Annotated in this window: 19 protein-coding genes; 2 read left to right on the top strand and 17 right to left on the bottom strand. The window is 69.6% G+C overall.

Annotated features, from left to right (window positions below; translation table 11 throughout):
• Window positions 1–9: 9 nt before the first annotated feature.
• The 12 genes from hpf to C1737_RS13270 all read right to left on the bottom strand — a co-directional run bounded on the left by hpf (window position 10) and on the right by C1737_RS13270 (window position 12,143).
• The gene (gene hpf, locus C1737_RS13215; protein ID WP_067919064.1) at window positions 10–678 is read right to left on the bottom strand and encodes a ribosome hibernation-promoting factor, HPF/YfiA family; all 669 of its coding nucleotides are present in this window, start codon (window positions 676–678) and stop codon (window positions 10–12) included.
• A 321-nt stretch (window positions 679–999) separates the two neighbouring features.
• Window positions 1,000–1,632: a ComF family protein gene (locus tag C1737_RS13220; protein WP_102418612.1), complete on the bottom strand. Its 633-nt coding sequence runs from the start codon at window positions 1,630–1,632 to the stop codon at window positions 1,000–1,002.
• Between the two features lie 100 nt (window positions 1,633–1,732).
• On the bottom strand, window positions 1,733–3,490 hold the full coding sequence (lpqB, locus tag C1737_RS13225; RefSeq protein ID WP_197509090.1) for an MtrAB system accessory lipoprotein LpqB: 1,758 nt from the start codon (window positions 3,488–3,490) through the stop codon (window positions 1,733–1,735).
• Window positions 3,490–5,169: an MtrAB system histidine kinase MtrB gene (mtrB, locus tag C1737_RS13230; RefSeq protein ID WP_102418613.1), complete on the bottom strand. Its 1,680-nt coding sequence runs from the start codon at window positions 5,167–5,169 to the stop codon at window positions 3,490–3,492. The genes lpqB and mtrB overlap by 1 nt, the downstream gene beginning before the upstream one ends.
• A gap of 13 nt (window positions 5,170–5,182) precedes the next feature.
• Entirely contained in the window at window positions 5,183–5,869 is a 687-nt protein-coding gene (mtrA, locus tag C1737_RS13235) for a two-component system response regulator MtrA (RefSeq protein WP_067925378.1), read from the bottom strand.
• Window positions 5,870–5,949: 80 nt separating this feature from the next.
• Window positions 5,950–6,639: a dTMP kinase gene (locus C1737_RS13240; protein ID WP_067925374.1), complete on the bottom strand. Its 690-nt coding sequence runs from the start codon at window positions 6,637–6,639 to the stop codon at window positions 5,950–5,952.
• Window positions 6,640–6,731: 92 nt separating this feature from the next.
• Complete coding sequence (ahcY, locus tag C1737_RS13245; protein ID WP_067925371.1) at window positions 6,732–8,204, bottom strand: adenosylhomocysteinase; 1,473 nt, start codon at window positions 8,202–8,204, stop codon at window positions 6,732–6,734.
• Between the two features lie 97 nt (window positions 8,205–8,301).
• Window positions 8,302–8,898 carry a TetR family transcriptional regulator gene (locus tag C1737_RS13250; RefSeq protein ID WP_102419932.1) on the bottom strand — a complete coding sequence of 199 codons (597 nt, stop codon included), beginning with the start codon at window positions 8,896–8,898 and terminating at the stop codon, window positions 8,302–8,304.
• A 50-nt stretch (window positions 8,899–8,948) separates the two neighbouring features.
• A complete protein-coding gene (locus tag C1737_RS13255) occupies window positions 8,949–9,131 on the bottom strand; it encodes a rubredoxin (RefSeq protein ID WP_007168093.1) in 183 nt (60 codons plus the stop codon).
• Window positions 9,128–9,301: a rubredoxin gene (locus C1737_RS13260; RefSeq protein WP_082972805.1), complete on the bottom strand. Its 174-nt coding sequence runs from the start codon at window positions 9,299–9,301 to the stop codon at window positions 9,128–9,130. The genes C1737_RS13255 and C1737_RS13260 overlap by 4 nt, the downstream gene beginning before the upstream one ends.
• The gene (locus C1737_RS13265) at window positions 9,298–10,533 is read right to left on the bottom strand and encodes an alkane 1-monooxygenase (RefSeq protein ID WP_102418614.1); all 1,236 of its coding nucleotides are present in this window, start codon (window positions 10,531–10,533) and stop codon (window positions 9,298–9,300) included. The genes C1737_RS13260 and C1737_RS13265 overlap by 4 nt, the downstream gene beginning before the upstream one ends.
• A 101-nt stretch (window positions 10,534–10,634) precedes the next feature.
• Window positions 10,635–12,143: an APC family permease gene (locus C1737_RS13270; protein WP_068093626.1), complete on the bottom strand. Its 1,509-nt coding sequence runs from the start codon at window positions 12,141–12,143 to the stop codon at window positions 10,635–10,637.
• A 99-nt stretch (window positions 12,144–12,242) separates the two neighbouring features.
• On the opposite strand from C1737_RS13270, the gene C1737_RS13275 reads away from it, so the two are divergent.
• Window positions 12,243–13,637: an NAD(P)/FAD-dependent oxidoreductase gene (locus C1737_RS13275; RefSeq protein ID WP_102419933.1), complete on the top strand. Its 1,395-nt coding sequence runs from the start codon at window positions 12,243–12,245 to the stop codon at window positions 13,635–13,637.
• A gap of 19 nt (window positions 13,638–13,656) precedes the next feature.
• On the opposite strand, the gene manA is transcribed toward C1737_RS13275, so the two are convergent.
• The 4 genes from manA to C1737_RS13295 form a co-directional block, all read right to left on the bottom strand.
• Window positions 13,657–14,883, bottom strand: coding sequence for a mannose-6-phosphate isomerase, class I (gene manA / locus C1737_RS13280; protein WP_067928592.1), 1,227 nt, complete (start codon window positions 14,881–14,883; stop codon window positions 13,657–13,659).
• An 8-nt stretch (window positions 14,884–14,891) separates the two neighbouring features.
• The gene (locus tag C1737_RS13285; RefSeq protein ID WP_068093631.1) at window positions 14,892–15,992 is read right to left on the bottom strand and encodes a TobH protein; all 1,101 of its coding nucleotides are present in this window, start codon (window positions 15,990–15,992) and stop codon (window positions 14,892–14,894) included.
• Window positions 15,989–17,386, bottom strand: coding sequence for a phosphomannomutase/phosphoglucomutase (locus tag C1737_RS13290; RefSeq protein WP_102418615.1), 1,398 nt, complete (start codon window positions 17,384–17,386; stop codon window positions 15,989–15,991). The genes C1737_RS13285 and C1737_RS13290 overlap by 4 nt, the downstream gene beginning before the upstream one ends.
• A 122-nt stretch (window positions 17,387–17,508) precedes the next feature.
• Complete coding sequence (locus C1737_RS13295; RefSeq protein ID WP_082972806.1) at window positions 17,509–17,958, bottom strand: DUF3499 domain-containing protein; 450 nt, start codon at window positions 17,956–17,958, stop codon at window positions 17,509–17,511.
• Between the two features lie 172 nt (window positions 17,959–18,130).
• Here C1737_RS13295 and C1737_RS13300 point away from each other — a divergent pair, with 172 nt between their 5' ends.
• Entirely contained in the window at window positions 18,131–18,541 is a 411-nt protein-coding gene (locus C1737_RS13300) for a metallopeptidase family protein (protein ID WP_067918280.1), read from the top strand.
• 24 nt (window positions 18,542–18,565) lie between these two features.
• Here the strand turns inward: C1737_RS13300 and C1737_RS13305 are convergent, their stop codons facing one another.
• Window positions 18,566–18,904 (bottom strand): WhiB family transcriptional regulator, encoded by a 339-nt coding sequence (locus tag C1737_RS13305; protein WP_007168083.1) that lies wholly within the window; start codon window positions 18,902–18,904, stop codon window positions 18,566–18,568.
• Between the last annotated feature and the right edge of the window lie 259 nt (window positions 18,905–19,163).

The following is a 19,163-nucleotide window of genomic DNA, read 5'->3' on the forward strand; positions in this document are numbered from 1 at the left end:
ATCGCCTGCTCAGGCGAGCCTGATCAGCCCGTAGTCGTAGCCGTGGCGGCGGTAGACCACGCATGGCCGTTCGGTCTGCTTGTCGTGGAAGAGGAAGAAGTCGTGCCCGACGAGCTCCATCTCGTAGAGCGCGTCGTCGACCGTCATCGGCGTGGCCGGGTGCTCCTTGGTCCGCACGATGCGCCCGGGCTCGTGGTCGGTCTCGGCGCCATCATGGTCGACGGGCGGCTCCGGCCCGGGTTCGCGCGGCGGCGCCGGCACCACCGCGGTGGCGGCGGCCAGCGAGACCGGCGTCTTGTCGCCGTAGTGGACCTTGCGGCGGTCCTTGGCGCGGCGCAGCCGGTTCTCCAGCTTGTCGACCGCGGACTCGAACGCCGCGTAGAAACTGTCGGCACAGGCCTCGGCCCGGCTTACCGGCCCACGGCCGCGGGCGGTGATCTCCACGCGTTGACACGATTTGCGCTGGCGCCGGTTGGGCGCGTGTTTGAGCTCGACATCGAAGAGGTAGATGGAGCGATCGAACCGCTCGAGGCGGGAGAGTTTCTGGGAGACGTAGACGCGGTAGTGGTCAGGGATTTCTACATTGCGACCCTTGATGACGACTTCGGCATCGGTCGTCGATTGGGCTTGGCCGTCGGTGTGCGTCGGCGGTTGGTCGAGAATCTGACCGGAATCCACGGATAGCCTTGACATACGTGACAACTCGTTTCTCTCTCACGTCGCACGCGCCCTGCGTGCCCGGCTTACTACGACGCGCCGACGAGGTGGGAGAGCGGTCCTTTCAACAAGTCACCGCCGCAGGCTGCTCGCCGATGCAAGGTGTCGAATACTCACCCCTTCCCGCGAGTGGGGTCTCAACCTGGGAATGTCGCGACCAGTGAGTCAGACCAGTGAGTCGATTGATGTTGTTCTCGACGTTAGCTCTTGTTCGCCTCGCCATGCCACTGATTTCGCGGAGCTGTTGCGAGTTCTTCACATACTCTTGGCGACCGCACAGCCTCACGCGACAGCGACCGTGAGCACGGCGGCGACCCGCACGCCGGCGGCGCCCAAGACCCGCACCGACTCGCGCGCCGTCGCCCCGGTGGTGACGATGTCGTCGACGATCAATACCTCGGTGACCGGTCGCCGTCCCCGCAGCAGCACCCGGCCCGCGACGTTGCGCTCGCGGGCGGTGATGCCCAGACCCACCGAGTCGCGAACCAGCGCCCGCATCCGCAGCGCCGGGACGACGGCAATGGCCGGGTGGCCGGACACGGCGGTGCGCGCCAGCCGGGTGACCGGGTCGCCGCCGCGCCGGCGCGCCGCCGAACGACGCGTCGGAGCCGGCACGACGGTCAGCGGGGTCTCGACGATCCCCCACGACAGCAGCCGGTGCACGCCGGTGGCCAGCGCGGCCGCCAACGGTCCCACGAGGTCGCCGCGGCCGTGCTCCTTGAGCCCCAGGATCGCCCGCCGGCGCGCGCCGGCGTAGCGTCCCATCGCGAACACCGGCACCTGCGGGTCCACCCGCGGGCTCACCACGTGCGGCTGGTCGGCGGCCACCGACAGCTCCCTGGCGCAGGCGTCACACCAGGGGGTCGACGGGGCCCCGCAACCGCCGCACTGCAGCGGCAGGATGAGGTCAAGCATGACCGCCAGTGTCGCGGGCGGGGGTGACAACCCCGGCCGCGGCGGTCAGCCCGATGGTGGCGACCCGCCGCGCCCGGCTCCGCCGCGCTTGCGATCGCCACTAGCCCGGCAGCACCGGGGCCGCCCCGAACACCGTCAGCCCGGGCACCTCCGACCAGCCCTGCTGGCTTTCGGCCGCCGACGCCGAGTACTGCAGCACCCCTTGCGGGGCCCCGACGTAGATCGTCGACGGGTTGGCCGCGACGGTCAGCACCGGCATCTGCAGCCCGCGGGCCGGCGCGTCGGAGTTCACCCCGTCGAGGTTGACGTAAGACACCGGATGGCTGGCGTCGGTGCGGGTCACCACGATGTCGTCGCCGGTGCGCCAGGACAGCGAGACGACCGAATTGCCCAGCCCGAAGCCGAGCCGCCGCGGGTAGGTCAGGGCGAACTGTCCGGCCTGGGTCTGCTCGACGCTGGCCAGCACCACCTGGCCGCCGATCACCATCGCGGCGCGCGTGCTGTCGCGGGACAGCTGCAGGTCGGTGATCGGACCCGGGAAGCGGCTGGCCACGGCGACGGAATCGACCGGGATGCGGGCGGGTTGCCCCGAGGCCGGCTCCTGGATCGCGCGCAGCACGTTGTTGCCGTCCACCACCGTCCAGACCGCGTCGTCCAGCGACCAGCTGGGCCGCGTCAGGCTGTGCCCGTCGGCGGACTGTACCGCCTCGCCGCCGAGGTCGCCGATCCACAGCGACGCCGCTTCGTCGGGCGCGCCCCGGTGCAGCGTGACGACGGACGCCACCTGCCGCCCGCTGCGGGACAGCGCCGCGCCGGTCTGGTCGCCCATCCGCCCGAAGGCCCCGGGAACGTTGGTGAAGCGCTGCCCGTCCAGTGACACCAGCGAGCCGTTCACCAGGGCATGCAGCCCGGCGCCCGCGCCGTCGGCCACGCCGGGGTCGGTGGCCGCCACGTCGGAGGTCGTCCAGCCCTCGGCGAACCTGTCGTCCAGCGGCGCGCCGTCGGCGTTGATCACATACGGGCCCCGGATGTCGGCCCGGGCCAGCGTCCAGATGATCTGTGCGGCAAGCAATTGCCTGCTGTGCGGATCGGTGGTGGACAACTTCTCCAGGTCGATGCGCGCGCCGCCGTAGCCGCGCCCGATCCCGTTCTTGCCGCCGTCGGCGCGGGTCACCGGCCCGCGCAACCGCAGCGGCGGGGCGAGCAGGTTGCGGACGGTGTGCGCCATCTCCGGCCGCGGGCCGCCGATCAGCTTGGAGACCAACTCGGTGGCGAGCTGGTCGTGATCGGCGACCGCGACATAGCGCGGATCGGGAACCACCGTCTTGCCGGTGGGGTCGGCGAAGTACAGCGTGTTGCGCTTGTAGGTCGACTGAAACTGCTGCCAGTCCAGGAAGACCCCGTTGGGCAGCCGGTCGATCCGCCACCCGCCCGAGGTCTTGACCAACTCGATCGGGCCCGGGTCGGGCAGCACCCCCTCCGCGGTCTCGAACACCCCCATGTCCGACAGCGACCCCAGGATGTCCGCCCGCATGTTCGCCGAAACCCGTTCGGCGGCACGGGTTTCCACGAATACCACGTGGTCGATCAGCAGGGCGCTGCCGGCGTCGTCCCAGGCGTTGGACGCAGACTGGGTGAGGAACTGCCGGGCCGCCAGATGCCGGTTCGCGGGATCGGCTGTGGCCTTGAGGAATTCGCGCAGCAACACGTCGGGATCCATGCCCGGCGTCGGCTTGGGCAGGTTCGACGGCGCCGGCCGTTCGACGGTGCCGATGGCCTGGGGAGCCGACGAGCTGGGCACCCCCGCGCACCCGGCCAGCACCACTGCGAGGACCAACAGCCCGAGCAGGCGCCGCATCACCCGCTCCTCTCGGCGTGTTCGCGTTGCCGCGACCGGTCTTTGGTCTGCTGCGGGCCCGTCGTCGTCGCGGTGGGCGGAATGGGCTTCATGGGCAGCGGGCTGGTGGTGACCTTGTGGCCGCGGACCAGCGGAAGGGTGAGCCGGAAGCACGAGCCCTCACCGGGCTCGCCCCACGCCTCCAGCCGGCCCTGGTGCAGACGGGCATCCTCCACGCTGATCGCCAGGCCCAGCCCGGTGCCCCCGGCCCGGCGCACTCGCGACGGGTCGGCCCGCCAGAACCGGCTGAACACCAGCTTCTCCTCGCCGGGCCGCAGCCCCACGCCGTAGTCGCGAACGGTGACGGCCACGGTGTCCTCGTCGGCCCCCATCCGGATCTGCACGGGCTTGTGCTCGGCGTGGTCGATCGCGTTGGCGATCAGGTTGCGCAGGATCCGCTCCACCCGCCGGGTGTCGACCTCGGCGATCACCTCTTCCTCCGGCAGGTCGACGAGCAGCTCGATGCCGGCGTCTTCGGCCAGGTGGCCGACGTTGCTCAGCGCGCTCTGCACGGTGGTGCGCAGGTCCACCGCCTCGACGGACAGCTCGGCCACACCGGCGTCGTGCCGGGAGATCTCCAGCAGGTCGTTGAGCAGCGACTCGAACCGGTCCAGCTCGTTGACCATCAGCTCGGTGGAGCGCGCCAGCGTCGGGTCGAGGTCGGCACTGTGGTCATAGATGAGGTCGGCGGCCATCCGCACGGTGGTCAGCGGGGTGCGCAGCTCGTGGCTGACGTCCGAGGTGAACCGGCGCTGCAGGTTGCCGAACTCCTCGAGCTGGGTGATCTGCCGGGACAGGCTCTCCGCCATGTCGTTGAAGGACACCGCCAGCCGGGCCATGTCGTCCTCGCCGCGCACCGGCATGCGTTCGGACAGGTGCCCCTCGGCGAACCGCTCGGCGATCCGCGAGGCCGACCGCACCGGCACCACGACCTGGCGGGACACCAGCAGCGCGATCCCGGCGAGCAGCACCAGCAGCACCGCGCCGCCGGTGATCATCGTGCCGCGGACCAGCGTGATGGTGGCCTGCTCGTTCTTCAGCGGGAAGATCAGATAAAGCTCCAGGTTGGCCACCTGCGACGACGCCGGCGTGCCCATGACCAGCGCCGGGCCCGAGAAGCCGTCGGTGTGCACGGTGGCGTACTGGTACGACGCCTGCCCGGCCTTGACGAAGCCGCGCAGGGCATTGGGCACCTGGTCGACCGGGCCGGCCGTGGTCGCCGCGCGGGGCCCGTCACCGGGCACGATCAGCACCGCGTCGAACGCGCCGGCCAGCCCCGCGCCCGACGCCGAGTCGGTTTTCGATGTCAGCGTGTTGCGGGCCAGCTGCAGACTGCTGTCCAGCGAGCGCGTCTCCTCGCCGCTGACGATCCCGCCGACGGTGGTGCGCGCGCGCTCGATCTGCTCGATGCCGGCCTTGACCTTGACGTCGAGCACACGGTTGGTGACCTGAGAGGTCAGCACGAAGCCGAGCGCGAGGATCACCGCCAGCGACATGCCGAGCGTCAGCGCGACGACACGCAGCTGCAACGACCGGCGCCAGGCAGCGGCGACGGCGCGACTCACCGCACCCATGCCGCGGGTCATGGGGCCCGAGCGCCCCCAACGGCTCCTAGTGCGTCGCCGAGAGCCCCAGATCAATGGCGCCCCCGGATCACGGAGGTCCGGCCTTGTATCCCACTCCTCGAACGGTCAGCACCACGGTCGGGTTCTCCGGGTCCTTCTCAACCTTGGCCCGCAGACGCTGGACGTGCACGTTCACCAGGCGGGTGTCCGCCGGGTGCCGGTAGCCCCACACCTGTTCGAGCAGCACATCACGAGTAAACACCTGGCGCGGTTTGCGCGCCAACGCGACCAGCAGGTCGAACTCCAGCGGCGTCAGGGAGATCTGCTCGCCGTTGCGCGTCACCTTGTGCGCCGGCACGTCGATCTCGACGTCGGCGATGGAAAGCATCTCGGCGGGCTCGTCGTCGTTGCGCCGCAGCCGCGCCCGCACCCGGGCCACCAGCTCCTTGGGCTTGAACGGCTTCATGATGTAGTCGTCGGCGCCCGACTCCAGACCCAACACCACATCCACGGTGTCGGTCTTGGCGGTCAGCATCACGATCGGCACACCGGAGTCGGCGCGCAGCACGCGGCACACGTCGATGCCGTTCATGCCCGGCAGCATCAGGTCCAGGAGTACCAAATCGGGGCGCAGTTCGCGCACCGCAGTCAGGGCCTGGGTACCGTCACCGATGACCGCGGTGTCGAAACCCTCCCCACGCAACACGATGGTGAGCATCTCGGCCAGCGAAGCGTCGTCATCGACGACTAAGATCCTTTGCCTCATGGCATCCATGGTGTCACCAGATCGGGACAAAATTGGCGCGCCACACGGGCGTTTCTTGGGCCGAGCCGCAAATATGGAGCCAAATCCGGTCAAAAACCCCTGCCCGGCGCCCCCGGCGTGCCCTCCCGGACGGTCGCCGGCACGTCCTTGGCACCTATGAGGGTGGCGGCCAGCCGGGCCGGATCGACGTCCGCGTCGGCGACCAGCCAGGGCCCGCCCCAGCCCGCGGCGGCCAGCTCCGCGTAGACCGCGCCGGTGCGCAGCTGCAGTTCGTCGTCGCGTTCGTAGCTGTCACGCGCCCGCCCCGGGTCGGACTGGGCCCGGCTGCGCGCGCGCTGCCCGGCCAGCTCCGCCGGCACCGCGAGCAGCACCTGCCAGTCGGGCGCGGGCAGCCGCAGCCGCCGGTACTCCAGCTCGAGCACCCAGGCGGCGGCCGCCCCGCCGGCCCCCTCGTGCAGGCGCGCGGCGCTGTAGGCGGCGTTGGACGCGACGTAGCGATCCAGGATCACCACGTCGTGGTCGCGGACCAGCGCCTCGATGTCGTCCACGGCGCCCGCCCGGTCGAGCGCGAACAGCATCGCCATCGCGTAGACCGAAGACGCCAGGTCACCGTGCCGGCCGTGCAGGGCCTCGGCCGCGACGTCGGCGGTCACCGATTTGCCGTAGCGCGGGAAGGCCGTGATGGCCACGGACTTCCCGGCCGCCTCGAAGGCCTTGCGCAGGCCCTCGGACAGCGTCCGCTTGCCCGCGCCGTCCACCCCTTCGATCGCGATCAGCACGGCGCCGAGCCTATCGGGCCGTCGAGCGTGACGTTACTTTCACACTCGGTGCCGGACGTGAAACTAGTTTCACGTCCGGCGAGCGGCCTGACTCAGTAGCGGTAGTGGTCGGCCTTGTAGGGACCGTCGACGTCGACGCCGATGTACTCCGCCTGCTCCTTGGTGAGCTTGGTCAGCTTGCCGCCGAGCGCCTCGACGTGGATGCGGGCCACCTTCTCGTCGAGGTGCTTGGGCAGCCGGTACACCTCGTTGTCGTACTCGTCGTTCTTGGTCCACAGCTCGATCTGGGCGATCACCTGGTTGGAGAAGCTGTTGCTCATCACGAACGACGGGTGGCCGGTCGCGTTGCCCAGGTTCAGCAGCCGCCCCTCGGACAGCAGGATGATCGACTTGCCGCTGTCGGGGAAGGTCCACACGTCGACCTGCGGGCGGATGTTGGTCTTCGTGGCGCCGGAGCGCTCCAGCGCGGCGACCTGGATCTCGTTGTCGAAGTGCCCGATGTTGCCCAGCACCGCATAGTCCTTCATCGCCTTCATGTGCTCGAGGGTGATGATGTCCTTGTTGCCGGTCGCGGTGATGACGATGTCCGCGCTGCCGATCGCGTCCTCGACCGTCTCGACGTCGTAACCCTCCATCAGCGCCTGCAGCGCGTTGATCGGGTCGATCTCGGTGACGACGACGCGCGCCCCCTGGCCCTTGACCGACTCGGCGCAGCCCTTGCCGACGTCGCCGTAGCCGCAGACCAGCACCTTCTTGCCGCCGATCAGCACGTCGGTGCCGCGGTTGATGCCGTCGATCAGCGAGTGCCGGCAGCCGTACTTGTTGTCGAACTTGGACTTGGTCACCGAGTCGTTGACGTTGATCGCCGGGAAGGCCAGGTCACCGGCCGCCGCGAACTGGTACAGCCGCAGCACGCCGGTGGTGGTCTCCTCGGTGACGCCCTTGACCGACTCGGAGATCTTGGTCCACTTGTCCTTATCGGTCTCGAAGCGCTTGCGCAGCAGCTCCAGGAAGACCTTCCACTCGGTGGGGTCGTCGTCCTCCGCCGGCGGCACCACGCCGGCCTTCTCGTACTGCGCACCGCGCAGCACCAGCATGGTGGCGTCGCCGCCGTCGTCGAGGATCATGTTGGCCGGCTCGTCCGGCCAGGTGAGCATCTGCTCGGCGGCCCACCAGTACTCCTCCAGCGTCTCGCCCTTCCAGGCGAACACCGGGACACCCTTGGGCTCCTCGGGCGTGCCGTGCGGGCCGACGACCACGGCGGCGGCGGCGTGGTCCTGGGTGGAGAAGATGTTGCAGGACGCCCACCGGACCTGCGCGCCCAGCGAGACGAGGGTCTCGATGAGCACGGCGGTCTGCACCGTCATGTGCAGCGAGCCCGAGATCCGCGCCCCCTTGAGGGGCTGCACGTCGTGGTATTCGCGGCGCAGCGACATCAGACCCGGCATCTCCTGCTCGGACAGTTCGATGTCCCGGCGACCGTATTCCGCCAACGACAGGTCGGCGACCTTGAAATCGATGCCGTTGCGGACGTCGGCGGTCAGCGAACTTTCGGTCGTCGTCATAAAAGTCTCATTCCTTACTACGGCTTGGGTTCCCAGCGGATTACTTAGCTTAGGTATGCGCTCTTGCGCCACTGTAGTCGGCGGCCGCGGCCGGGCGTCAGGGGACGTTGACGACGCCGTGACGCTCCGCGAACGGCGTCATCAGCCGCGCCAGGTCCGCCGCCACGTCGTGGTCGGCCTCGGGCGGCATCGAGACGTAGCTCATCGCCAGCCGCACGATGGCCCGCGCCAGCACGCCGGCGTCGGAGTCGCTGGTGGCCACCCAGCTCTGGGTGAAGAACGCGCTCAGCCGGTCCGATGCCCGCGTGATGATGGGCCCGCTGTCGGTGGTGATGATCTGCAACAGGTCCGGCTTGGCGACCCCGGTCAGCAGGGAGATCACCAACGGGTCCGCCGCCGACTCGGCGAAGAAGGCGCGGAAGCCCTGCAGGAACGCCTCGTAGATGTTGCCGACGTTGGCGTCGATGGCGTCCTGCACGGCGTCGACAAGCCGGTCGGCCAGGCGCAGGGCATAACCCTGCGCGAGGCCCTGCCGCGAACCGAACTCGTTGTAGATGGTCTGCCGGCTGATGCCCGCGGCGCGGGCCACGTCCGATAGCGTGACGGCGGACCAGTCGCGGGTCAGCAGCAACTCCCGCATGGCGTCCAGCACCGAGTCGCGCAGCAGCACCCGCGACGCCTCGGGGTAGGGCATCCGCTTCACAGGCGCGACAATAGCCCCTTTAATAGCCGCTTTCGCGCCGATCACGAGCGGGCGATCTCCACCATCTCGAAGTCGGATTTCGCCGCGCCGCAGTCCGGGCAGCTCCAGTCCTCGGGGATGTCGTCCCAGCGGGTCCCGGGCGCGATGCCGTCTTCCGGCCAGCCCTTGGCCTCGTCGTATTCGAATCCGCACTGCACGCAGACGAACAGTTTGTAGTCGCTCACCGGCTCACTCCTAAGCAATCGAAATCAGCCTTCTCGCGCACCGCACAGTCCGGGCAGCCCCAGTCGTCGGGGATGTCGGCGAACGGCGTGCCCGCGGGAAACCCTTCCCGCGGAGCGCCTTTCGCCTCGTCGTAGGTGTAGCCGCAGCCCGGGCAGCGGTAGGTACTCATGCCCCGTACCTCGCCAGCACCCGCTTGCGCGCCCGCGGGTGGATGTTGACCTTGGTGATGTCGCCGTCGTAGTGCTCGAGCACCCGGTGGTCCATCACCCTGCGCCACAGCGGCGGGATGTAGGTCAGCGAGATCATCGACGCGTACCCGCTCGGCAGGTTCGGCGCGCCCTCCATGCTGCGCAGCGTCTGGTACCGGCGCGTCGGGTTGGCGTGGTGATCGCTGTGCCGCTGCAGGTGGTACAGGAACAGGTTGGTGACCACGTGGTCGGAGTTCCAGCTGTGCACGGGCGTGCAGCGCTCGTAGCGTCCGTTGGCCTGCTTCTGCCGCAGCAGCCCGTAGTGCTCGAGGTAGTTGACGGACTCGAGCAGGCTGAAGCCGAACACGGCCTGGATGACCACGAACGGGATCAGCGCCGGGCCGAACACCGCGATCAGGACCCCCCACAACACGATCGACAGCAGCCAGGCGTTGAGGACGTCGTTGGACAGATACGTCCTGGGGTCCCAGGGGCTGCGCCCCTGCCGGCGCAGCCGCTGGGCCTCCAGCCGCAACGACGAGCGCAGGCTGCCGAAGACGCTGCGCGGCAAGAACTCCCAGAACGTCTCCCCGAACCGCGCCGACGCCGGGTCCTCAGGGGTGGACACGCGCACGTGGTGGCCGCGGTTGTGCTCGATGTAGAAGTGGCCGTAGCAGGTTTGCGCCAGAGTGATCTTGGACAGCCACCGCTCCAGCTCGTCCTTCTTGTGGCCCATCTCGTGGGCGGTGTTGATACCGACGCCGCCGAGGACGCCGACCGACAGGGCGACGCCCAGCTTGCCCGCCCAGCCCAGCGCGCCGTCATAGCCCAGCCAGCTCAGGTTCGAGGCGGTGAACAGGTAGGCGCCGAAGACCACGCTCAGGTACTGGAACGGGATGAAGATGTAGGTGCAGTAGCGGTAGTACTTGTCGTTCTCCAGCTGCTCCATCACCTCGTCGGGCGGGTTCTGCCCGTCGGGCCCGAAGCGCAGGTCCAGGATCGGCAGCAGGACGTAGACCAGGATCGGCCCGATCCACAGCAGTGCCTGCGAGCCGGTCTGCCAGCCGAGTGAGTTCATCGTCCAGACCAGCGGCAGCACCACGAACAACGCCGTCGGCGCGATCAGCCCCATGAGCCACAGGTGCCGCTTCTTGTCCCGCCAGACCGGCGGCTCGGACGCCTCCGGGTGCACCTGCCGTTCGAGTGTGGTCATATGCCAAACCTCCTTGTGAGTCACGCCACTCTGGGGATTGACAATATCGCCTACTGCGTCTCGTGTCTAGACACGAGACGCGGTTTTGTAAACCAGCGCCGTTACGGCACGGTGTCGGGTTCCGCGCGCGCGGGCGGTGCGACACCGTCGGCCTCGCGACGGCCCTGCACGGAGTGCCGGTACCCGTAGCCGACGTAGATCGCCGTTCCCACCGCCAGCCAGACGCCGAACCGCACCCAGGTCAGCGCGGTGAGGTTGACCATCAGCCAGACACAGGCGCAGATCGAGGCGATCGGCAGGACCGGCACCCACGGCGCCCGGAAGCCGCGCTCCAGGTCCGGGCGGGTGCGCCGCAGCACCATGACGCCGGCCGAGACGAGCACGAACGCGAACAGGGTTCCGACGTTGACCATCTCCTCGAGCTTGGCGATGGGGAACACCGACGCCGTCGCCGCCACCACCACCGCGACCAGCACGGTGATCCGGACCGGTGTGCCGCGCGCACCGGTCTTCGCCAGCCGCCGCGGCAACAGTCCGTCGCGGGCCATCGCGAACAGGACGCGGCACTGCCCGAGCATCAGGACCATCACCACGGTGGTCAACCCGGCCAGCGCCCCGATCGCGATGATCTTGCTGGCCCAGTGGATCCCGTTGGCGGTGAACGCCGTCGCGAGGTTCGCCGGCTTGTGGCCGGGGACCGTCTTGAGCTGGGTGTAGGAGACCATGCCGGACAGCACCACCGAGACCGCGACGTAGAGCACGGTGACAATGGCCAGCGACGCGAGGATGCCCCGCGGGACGTCGCGCTGGGGCCGCTTGGTCTCCTCGGCCATGGTCGCGACGATGTCGAAACCGATGAACGCGAAGAACACGATCGACGCGCCCGCCAGCACGCCGTACCACCCGTAGTGGCTGCTGTGCGCCCCGGTCAGCAGCGACAGCACCGACTGATTGATGCCCGAGGCCTCGTGCCCCGACTCGGGCTTGGGAATGAAGGGCGAATAGTTGGAGCCCTTGATGTAGAAGGCGCCGACGACGACCACCAACAGCACCACCGACACCTTGATGCCGGTGATCACCGCGGAGAACCTGGACGACAGTTTGGTGCCCAGCGCGATCAGGGTGGCCACCCCGGCGACGATCAGCAGCGCACCCCAGTCCAGGTTGACCGACCCGAACTCGGTTGTGCCCCCGGCAAACCCGAAGACGTTGCCCAGATAGCTCGACCACCCCTTGGCCACGACCGCCGCGCCGATCGCCAGCTCCAGCAGCAGGTTCCACCCGATGATCCAGGCCAGGAACTCCCCGAAGGTGGCGTAGGAGAAGGTGTAGGCGCTGCCGGCGACGGGCAGCGTGGAGGCGAACTCGGCGTAACACAGCGCGGCCAGCGCGCAGGTGATGGCCGCGATGACGAACGAGATCCAGATGGCCGGGCCGGTGATGTCGCCGGTCGTCGAGGCCGTGACGGTGAAGATACCGGCGCCGATCACCACCGCGACGCCGAAGACGACCAGGTCCAGCCAGGTCAGGTCCTTGCGTAGCCGGGTGTCTGGCTCGTCGGTGTCGGCTATCGATTGCTCGACCGACTTCATCCGCCATCGGTTGGCCATCCGTCGCCCTTCGGAATCAACTGGGACCCATTGGTCCGTCACAGTACTGGGTACTCTGCCGAGATGCCGGACACCAAAGCAAACACCAGGGAGCATGCGGTGGTCATCGGGGGCAGCATCGCCGGCCTGTGCGCCGCGCGGGTGCTCTCGGATTCCTATGCGCGGGTCACCGTCTACGAACGCGACGAGTTGCCGAGCACACCGTCGAACCGGGCGGCGGTCCCGCAGGACCGGCACCTGCACATGCTGATGGCCCGCGGCGCAATGGAGTTCGAGACGCTGTTCCCCGGGCTGCTCGACGACATGGTGGCCGCCGGCGTGCCGATGCTGGAGAACCGGCCCGAGTGCATTCACCTCGGTGCCGCCGGCCACGTGCTCGGGACCGGACACACGCTGCGCGACGAATTCACCGCGTATGTGCCCAGCCGCCCGCATCTGGAGTGGCAGTTGCGCAAACGAGTCCGGGATACGGACAACGTGGTGATCGTGCGCCGCTCCGTGGCCGAACCACGGTTCGACGCGGCCCGCCGGCGGGTGACCGGGGTGGTGCTGGACGCCGAAGACACCGACGGCCGGGAGCCGGAATTCGTGGCCACGGACCTCGTCGTCGACGCGGCCGGGCGGGGCACCCGGCTCCCGGTGTGGCTCGAGCAGTGGGGGTACGAGCGGCCCCGGGAAGACGCCCTGGACATCGGCATCCACTACGCCACCCAGCAGTTCCGCATCCGGGACGGATTGATCACCGAGAAGGTGGTGGTCGCGGGCGCCTCCCACGACAAGTCGCTGGGGCTGGGCATGCTGTGCTACGAGGACGGCACCTGGGTGCTGACCACCTTCGGCGTGGCCAACGTCAAACCGCCCCGGACGTTTCCCGAGATGCTGGCGCTGGCCGACGAGCTACTACCGGCCCACTTCAGTACCGCCCTGACGCAGGCCGAACCCCTGGGAGAGCCGGCGTTCCACGCGTTTCCGGCCAGCCGCTGGCGCCGGTATGACAAGCTGGACCGCTTCCCCGCCGGGATCATCCCCTTCGGCGACGCGGTCGCCAGCTTCAACCCGACCTTCGGGCAGGGCATGACGATGACCTCGCTGCAGGCCGGTCACCTGCGGCGCGCGCTGTCCTCCCCCGACGAGCAACTGGCCGCGGAACTGAGCCGGGCCACCGCCAAGACCACCTTCCCCGTCTGGATCATGAACGCCATCGGCGACGTCACCTTTCACCACGCCGGAGCCAAGGGACCGATCCCGTGGTGGTGGCGGCCCTCCGGTGCGCTGTTCGACCAATTCCTGGGGGCCGCCGAGACCGATCCCGTTCTGGCGGAATGGTTTTTGCGCCGGTTCTCACTGCTGGACAGCCTGTACATGGTCCCGCCGCCGCGCATCGTCGGGCGGGCCATTACGCACAACCTGCGGCTGTGGCTGGGCGAACGCCGTCAGGCCGCCCGTGGCGATCGCGAGCGCGGCGAAGCCGGGCGATGCGGGTCGCCACTATAAGACTGCCGGCGCGCCCCCCTCACAGCCCCACAGTCGCCCTGAACAGCTTGGTGGGCTCGCGCGCGACCAGCCGGATCGGGGCGTCGTCGGCCGCCACCCAGGCGGCCATCCCCCGCTGCAGGGTCAGCGACCCGGACTTGCCGTGCACGGTCGTGCAGCCCTCGGTGCACAGCAGGATCTGCGGGCCCTCGTGGCTGCACGAGGCGTCGACCTCGTGGCCCAGATAATCGCCGTCGAGCTCCAGCAGCGCGACCGCGAACTCGTCGGCCGGGGTCTCATAGATCAGGCCGAAGCCCTCGCGGCGGACGTGGGACCGCACCTCTGCCTCGCTGGTCGGGGTGAAGTCGAGCACCCGCAGCAACTCGGGGACGTCGACGTGTTTGGGGGTCAGGCCGCCGCGTAACACGTTGTCGGAGTTGGCCATCACCTCCAGGGCGAACCCGCGCAGGTAGGTGTGCAGGCTGCCCGCCGACACGAAGATCGCCTCGCCGGGGGCCAGCGTGATGCGGTTCAGCAGCAGCGCCGCCAGCACCCCGGCGTCGCCGGGATAGCGTTCCCCGAGTTCCAGCACCGTCTTGACCTCGCCGGCGAATTCGGTTGCCCCGGAGCTGATGTACTGGATGGCGCCGTCCAGTACGGCGGGCACCAGAACGTCGATGTCGGGCTGGGGTGCGGTGATCCAGGTGGTGAACAGCGCTCGCAGGCCGTCGGCGTCGGACTGGTCGTTGAGCAGCTCGATGAAGGGGTCGAGGTCCGAGACCGCCAGGGCGCGCAGCAGCTCGACGGTGCGGGCGACCTGACGGAATCCGGCGAGCGCCTCGAACGGCTGCAGCGCCACCAGCAGCTCGGGTTTGTGGGAGGTGTCGCGGTAGTTGCGTACCGGGGAGGACAGCGGGATACCCAGCCGCTCCTCGCGGAGGTAGCCTTCGGCCGCCTGCGCCGCGCTCGGGTGGGCCTGCAGGGACAGCGGCTCGTCGGCCGCGAGCACCTTGACCAAGAACGGCAGCACGTCTCCGAATCGGGCGCGCGTCGCCGGGCCGAGCTGTCCCTCCGGGTCTTCGACGAGCGCATCGAGCAGCGTGATCTCGCCATGATCCGTTTCCAGCCAGGCCGGGTCGCCGGGGTGTGCGCCGAACCAGAGCTCGGCCTCCGGGTGGGCGGCCGGAACCGTCCGCCCGGTGAATTCGGCGATGTCGGTGCGTGATCCCCAGGCGTACGTCCGCAAGGCTCCGCGAAGCAGTTCCACTGTTCTATCTATCCCCGCACCAGTCGCGCGTAAACCGCGGCCATCTCCAGCCGGACGGCCAACACTGCCAATTGCTGCTCGGCGCTGATGGCGCCCCCCAACGCCGGCGTGACGGTCGAGCCGGCCGAGCCGCCGGGTCCGTCGGGCACGTCCTCGGCGGCGAGCAGGTACACGTCGTCCAGCCCCGCGGTGCGGGCGGCCACCACCGGCTGTTCGGCGGACAAGGTCAGCGCCAGCACCAGCAGCCGCCGGGGCAGCGGGCCGTCGATCTGCTCGTCGTGGAACAGCGCCTCGGCGGGATCCGGGAAGCCGCCGGAGGCCCCGGCGCGCAGCGCGACGACGGCGTCGGACAGGCCGGTCGCGGCGACCACCTGATGGGCGGTCCGCAGCAGCACCGAACTGCCATGCCGGGCCAGCGCCAGCGTCGCTGCGCAATCGCCGGCCAGCGCGACCTGACGGTCGGCCAGCCGCGCGGCGATCGTCTTGGCCGGGTTGGTGAACAGCTCGCGGCCCGCGCTGTTGCGCAGCGCCTCGGCGTCCAGCTCGTCGGCCAGGGCCCGCAGGTCGATGCCCGGCCGCTGGTCCACGGTCTGCACGACGGCCAGGCCGGCGGCCAGGTAGCGGCACAGCCCGAACTCGTCGGGGATGGCAAGCCGCGGCGCCAGCACCGCCGCCCGGCCCGCCGTGTAATCCCGCAGCGGCCCCTCGTACGGCGCGACGACCACGACCCGCGCCCCGCGGCGCACGCCGGTCGCCGCCGCGGCAACCAGCACGGGATCGCCAGGATCGTCGCCCGCCACGACCAGCACGTCCAGCGGGCCGATCCACGGCGGGACCTCGGCGGTCAGCGCGATCGGCTCGGAAGCCGCACCGCCCACCGTCGCGGCCAGCATGGCGCCGGCGCTGTCGGCGGCCCCGCGGCCGGCCACCCAGATCAGGCTGCGCGGCCGGTCGTCGGTCCGCAGGGTATCCAGCGCGCCCTCCTCGACCGCCGCGGCGATCGCGCGCACCTGCGCGCCGGCCGACGACGCCGAGCGCAGCATGCCGTCACGGTCGGCGGCGAGCAGACCCTCGGTGTCCTCGAGATCGATCGCCCGCACGGCGCTCACGGGGCGGCCTCGGCGGGCGCCGGCTGCGCCTCGATCTCCGCGCTGATCTGGGCCACCACCGCGTCGACGTCCTCGGCGCTGCGCCCCTCCACGTTGAGCCGCAGCAACGGCTCGGTGTTGGAGCTGCGCAGGTTGAACCAGCTGCCGTCGCCCAGGTCGACGGTCAACCCGTCCACGTGGTCGATGGCGTGGATCCGGCTGCCGAAGGACTTCAGCACGGCTTCGGTGCACAGCGACGCGTCGGCGACCGTGAAGTTGATCTCGCCCGACGATTCGTAGCGCTGGTAGTCCGCGGTCAACTCCGACAACGGCCGGTCCTGCTCGCCGAGGGCGGCCAGCACGTGTAGCGCGGCCAGCATCCCGGAGTCCGCACCCCAGAAGTCACGGAAGTAATAGTGCGCCGAATGTTCGCCGCCGAAGATGGCGCCGGTGTCGGCCATCATCGCCTTGATATAGGAGTGCCCGACGCGGGAGCGCAGCGGCGTGCCGCCGCGTTCGGTGACCAGCTCGGGTACCGCGCGGGAGGTGATCACGTTGTGGATGATGGTGGCGCCGATCTCCCGGCCCAGCTCGCGCACGGCCACCAGGCTGGTCACCGTCGAGGGCGACACGGGCCGGCCGCGTTCGTCGACGACGAAGCAGCGGTCGGCATCCCCGTCGAAGGCCAGGCCGATGTCCGCGCCGGTGTCGCGGACGTAGGCCTGCAGGTCGACCAGGTTGGCCGGGTCGAGCGGGTTGGCCTCGTGGTTGGGGAACGAGCCGTCGAGCTCGAAGTACAACGGCAGCAAGGTGATCGAGTCGATCGCCCCGAGCACCGCGGGCGTGGTGAGACCGGCCATGCCGTTGCCGGCGTCGACGGCCACCCGCAGGGGCCGCAGCCCCGACGTGCTCACCAGCGAACGCAGGAACGTCCCGTAGTCGTCGAGCACGTCGCGGTCGGTGGCGGTTCCGGGTTGCCCGTCATACGGCTGCACCCCGGCGATCACGTCCTCACTGATGGTGCGCAGCCCGCTGTCCGCGCCGACCGGCTTGGCGGCCGCCCGGCACAGCTTGATCCCGTTGTAGACCGCCGGGTTGTGGCTCGCGGTGAACATGGCGCCGGGGCAGTCCAGCGACCCGGAGGCGAAGTAGAGCTGGTCGGTGGAGGACAGACCGATCCGCACCACGTCCAGGCCCTGGCTCATCACCCCGGAGGCGAAGGCAGCGGCCAGCGCGGGCGAACTGTCGCGCATGTCATGGCCGATCACCACCTGCCGCGCGCCCTCGCCGCGCATCAGCCTGGCGAAGGCCGCCCCCAGGGCGGTGACCAGCGGCTCGTCGAGCTCGTCGCCGACCAGCCCTCGCACGTCGTATGCCTTGACGACGCGGTGGACGGTCGCGGCGAGCCGAGACATGCGGGGGCCTCCTGACGCCTTGAACGGGTTCGCGTTCCTTCGCCTCTTGGCCGTCAGCCTATCGGCCCGCGACAAACACGGACCGCAGCGGTGCGCGCGGATCGCGGTCGACGCCGGAACGGCTAGTCACTGGGGTCGGGCAACACCCGCAGATGCCCGCGGCGCCGGCCGGACCGATGCTCGGGCGGCGCGAGCACACTGCTGCTGGGCGCGGTGGCCTGCGACCCGGCGTGGGGGATGTGCGGGTCGGCGAAGCCGTTGATCGGCGCGCCGCCGTAGGGCACCGCGCGCGCCGCGGGGCCGCCCTCGCGCACCGCATCGGCGAGGGCGACCAGGTCGTCCTCGTCGGGATGCGTGGGCTCAGAAAAGAGGGGGCCGGCGTGGCGCACCAGATCCCACCCGCGGGGCGCGGTGATCCGGCCGGCATGGCCGACGCACAGGTCCCACGAATGGGGCTCCCGCGCGGTCGCGAGTGGTCCCACCACCGCCGTCGAGTCCGAGTAGACGAACGTCAAGGTCGCCACGGCGTAGTGCGGACACCCGGGCCGGCAACAGCGACGGGGAACGTTCACGCCGAAAGGCTATCGTGCGCAAACGTCCTTGAAGCGCCGGACACGCGCAACCGGCCGACCCCCGATGTTCAACCGTTACCATCGGCGCGTGGGCGATTCGCGCAGCTCCCCGCGGAGGGATCGGTCCCCGGGCCGATTCGCTTCCCGGCGGGGCCGCGATGTACGCGGTCCGCTGCTGCCGCCGACGGTGCCCGGGTGGCGCAGCCGGGCCGAGCGGTTCGACATGGCGGTGCTCGAGGCCTACGAACCCATCGAGCGGCATTGGCAGGCGCGCCTGGCCGAGCTCGACGTGGCGGTCGACGAGATCCCCCGCATCGCGGCCAAGGATCCCGACAGCGTGCAGTGGCCGCCGGAGGTCGTCGCCGACGGGCCGATCCCCCTGGCGCGACTGATCCCGGCCGGCGTCGACGTCCGCGGCAACGCCACGCGGGCGCGAATTGTCTTGTTCCGCAAGCCTATTGAGCGACGGGCGAAGGACACCGTCGAACTCGGTGATTTGCTGCACGAGATACTGGTGGCCCAGGTGGCCATCTACCTCGATGTCGAGCCGTCGGTCATCGACCCGACGATCGACGACGAATGACGCCGAAAGACGTTGTGCGCGGCGTCAGATGATGCCGCGCTTGAGGCGACGGCGCTCCCGCTCGGAGAGGCCGCCCCAAATGCCGAAGCGCTCGTCGTGCTCCAGGGCGTACTCCAGGCACTCGTGGCGTACCTCGCACCCCAGGCAGATCTTCTTGGCCTCGCGGGTGGAGCCGCCCTTCTCCGGGAAGAAGGCCTCGGGGTCGGTCTGGGCGCACAGCGCCCGGTCCTGCCACTGGTCCGCGACGGGGGCCGGCATCGGCTCGGGCTCGAATGCGACTGGCGCATCGGGAACCACGGTCAGGTGCGGCCGGGCCGGCCGAACCGGCGCCGAGACGATGGGGGTGTGCGGCGTGCTCGCCATGACTCCTCGAAGATGTTCGTAAGACATACGGTCGTCCGCCTCCTCAATTTGATTGGGGGAGTGAGTGGTTCCCACTTTTCTGATGTGTACAGACAATTCGAACAAGTGATCGAATCTCGGTCTGCGACACCGGAACCGGCCGGCCAACCGGGAAATGACACTGTTGTGATTAGACACGGGTTGATCTGCCGGGTCAAGCATTACGGCGCATTTCCATACCATCTCGTGACCGAATTACGGCGTTTCCGTTGTTTTGCTC

Origin of the sequence: Mycobacterium sp. 4858 (assembly GCF_900240975.1) — a bacterium.
Taxonomy (GTDB): Bacteria; Actinomycetota; Actinomycetes; order Mycobacteriales; family Mycobacteriaceae; genus Mycobacterium.

What these genes read in the sequence shown, in the direction of transcription:
- lpqB (WP_197509090.1), bottom strand. Translation starts at nt 3,490, where the DNA reads ATGCGGCGCCTGCTCGGGCTGTTGGTCCTCGCAGTGGTGCTGGCCGGG.
- C1737_RS13270 (WP_068093626.1), bottom strand. Translation starts at nt 12,143, where the DNA reads ATGGCCAACCGATGGCGGATGAAGTCGGTCGAGCAATCGATAGCCGAC.
- C1737_RS13220 (WP_102418612.1), bottom strand. Translation starts at nt 1,632, where the DNA reads ATGCTTGACCTCATCCTGCCGCTGCAGTGCGGCGGTTGCGGGGCCCCG.
- C1737_RS13265 (WP_102418614.1), bottom strand. Translation starts at nt 10,533, where the DNA reads ATGACCACACTCGAACGGCAGGTGCACCCGGAGGCGTCCGAGCCGCCG.
- C1737_RS13260 (WP_082972805.1), bottom strand. Translation starts at nt 9,301, where the DNA reads ATGAGTACCTACCGCTGCCCGGGCTGCGGCTACACCTACGACGAGGCG.
- mtrA (WP_067925378.1), bottom strand. Translation starts at nt 5,869, where the DNA reads ATGGATGCCATGAGGCAAAGGATCTTAGTCGTCGATGACGACGCTTCG.
- C1737_RS13305 (WP_007168083.1), bottom strand. Translation starts at nt 18,904, where the DNA reads ATGGCGAGCACGCCGCACACCCCCATCGTCTCGGCGCCGGTTCGGCCG.
- C1737_RS13290 (WP_102418615.1), bottom strand. Translation starts at nt 17,386, where the DNA reads ATGTCTCGGCTCGCCGCGACCGTCCACCGCGTCGTCAAGGCATACGAC.
- C1737_RS13250 (WP_102419932.1), bottom strand. Translation starts at nt 8,898, where the DNA reads ATGCCCTACCCCGAGGCGTCGCGGGTGCTGCTGCGCGACTCGGTGCTG.
- ahcY (WP_067925371.1), bottom strand. Translation starts at nt 8,204, where the DNA reads ATGACGACGACCGAAAGTTCGCTGACCGCCGACGTCCGCAACGGCATC.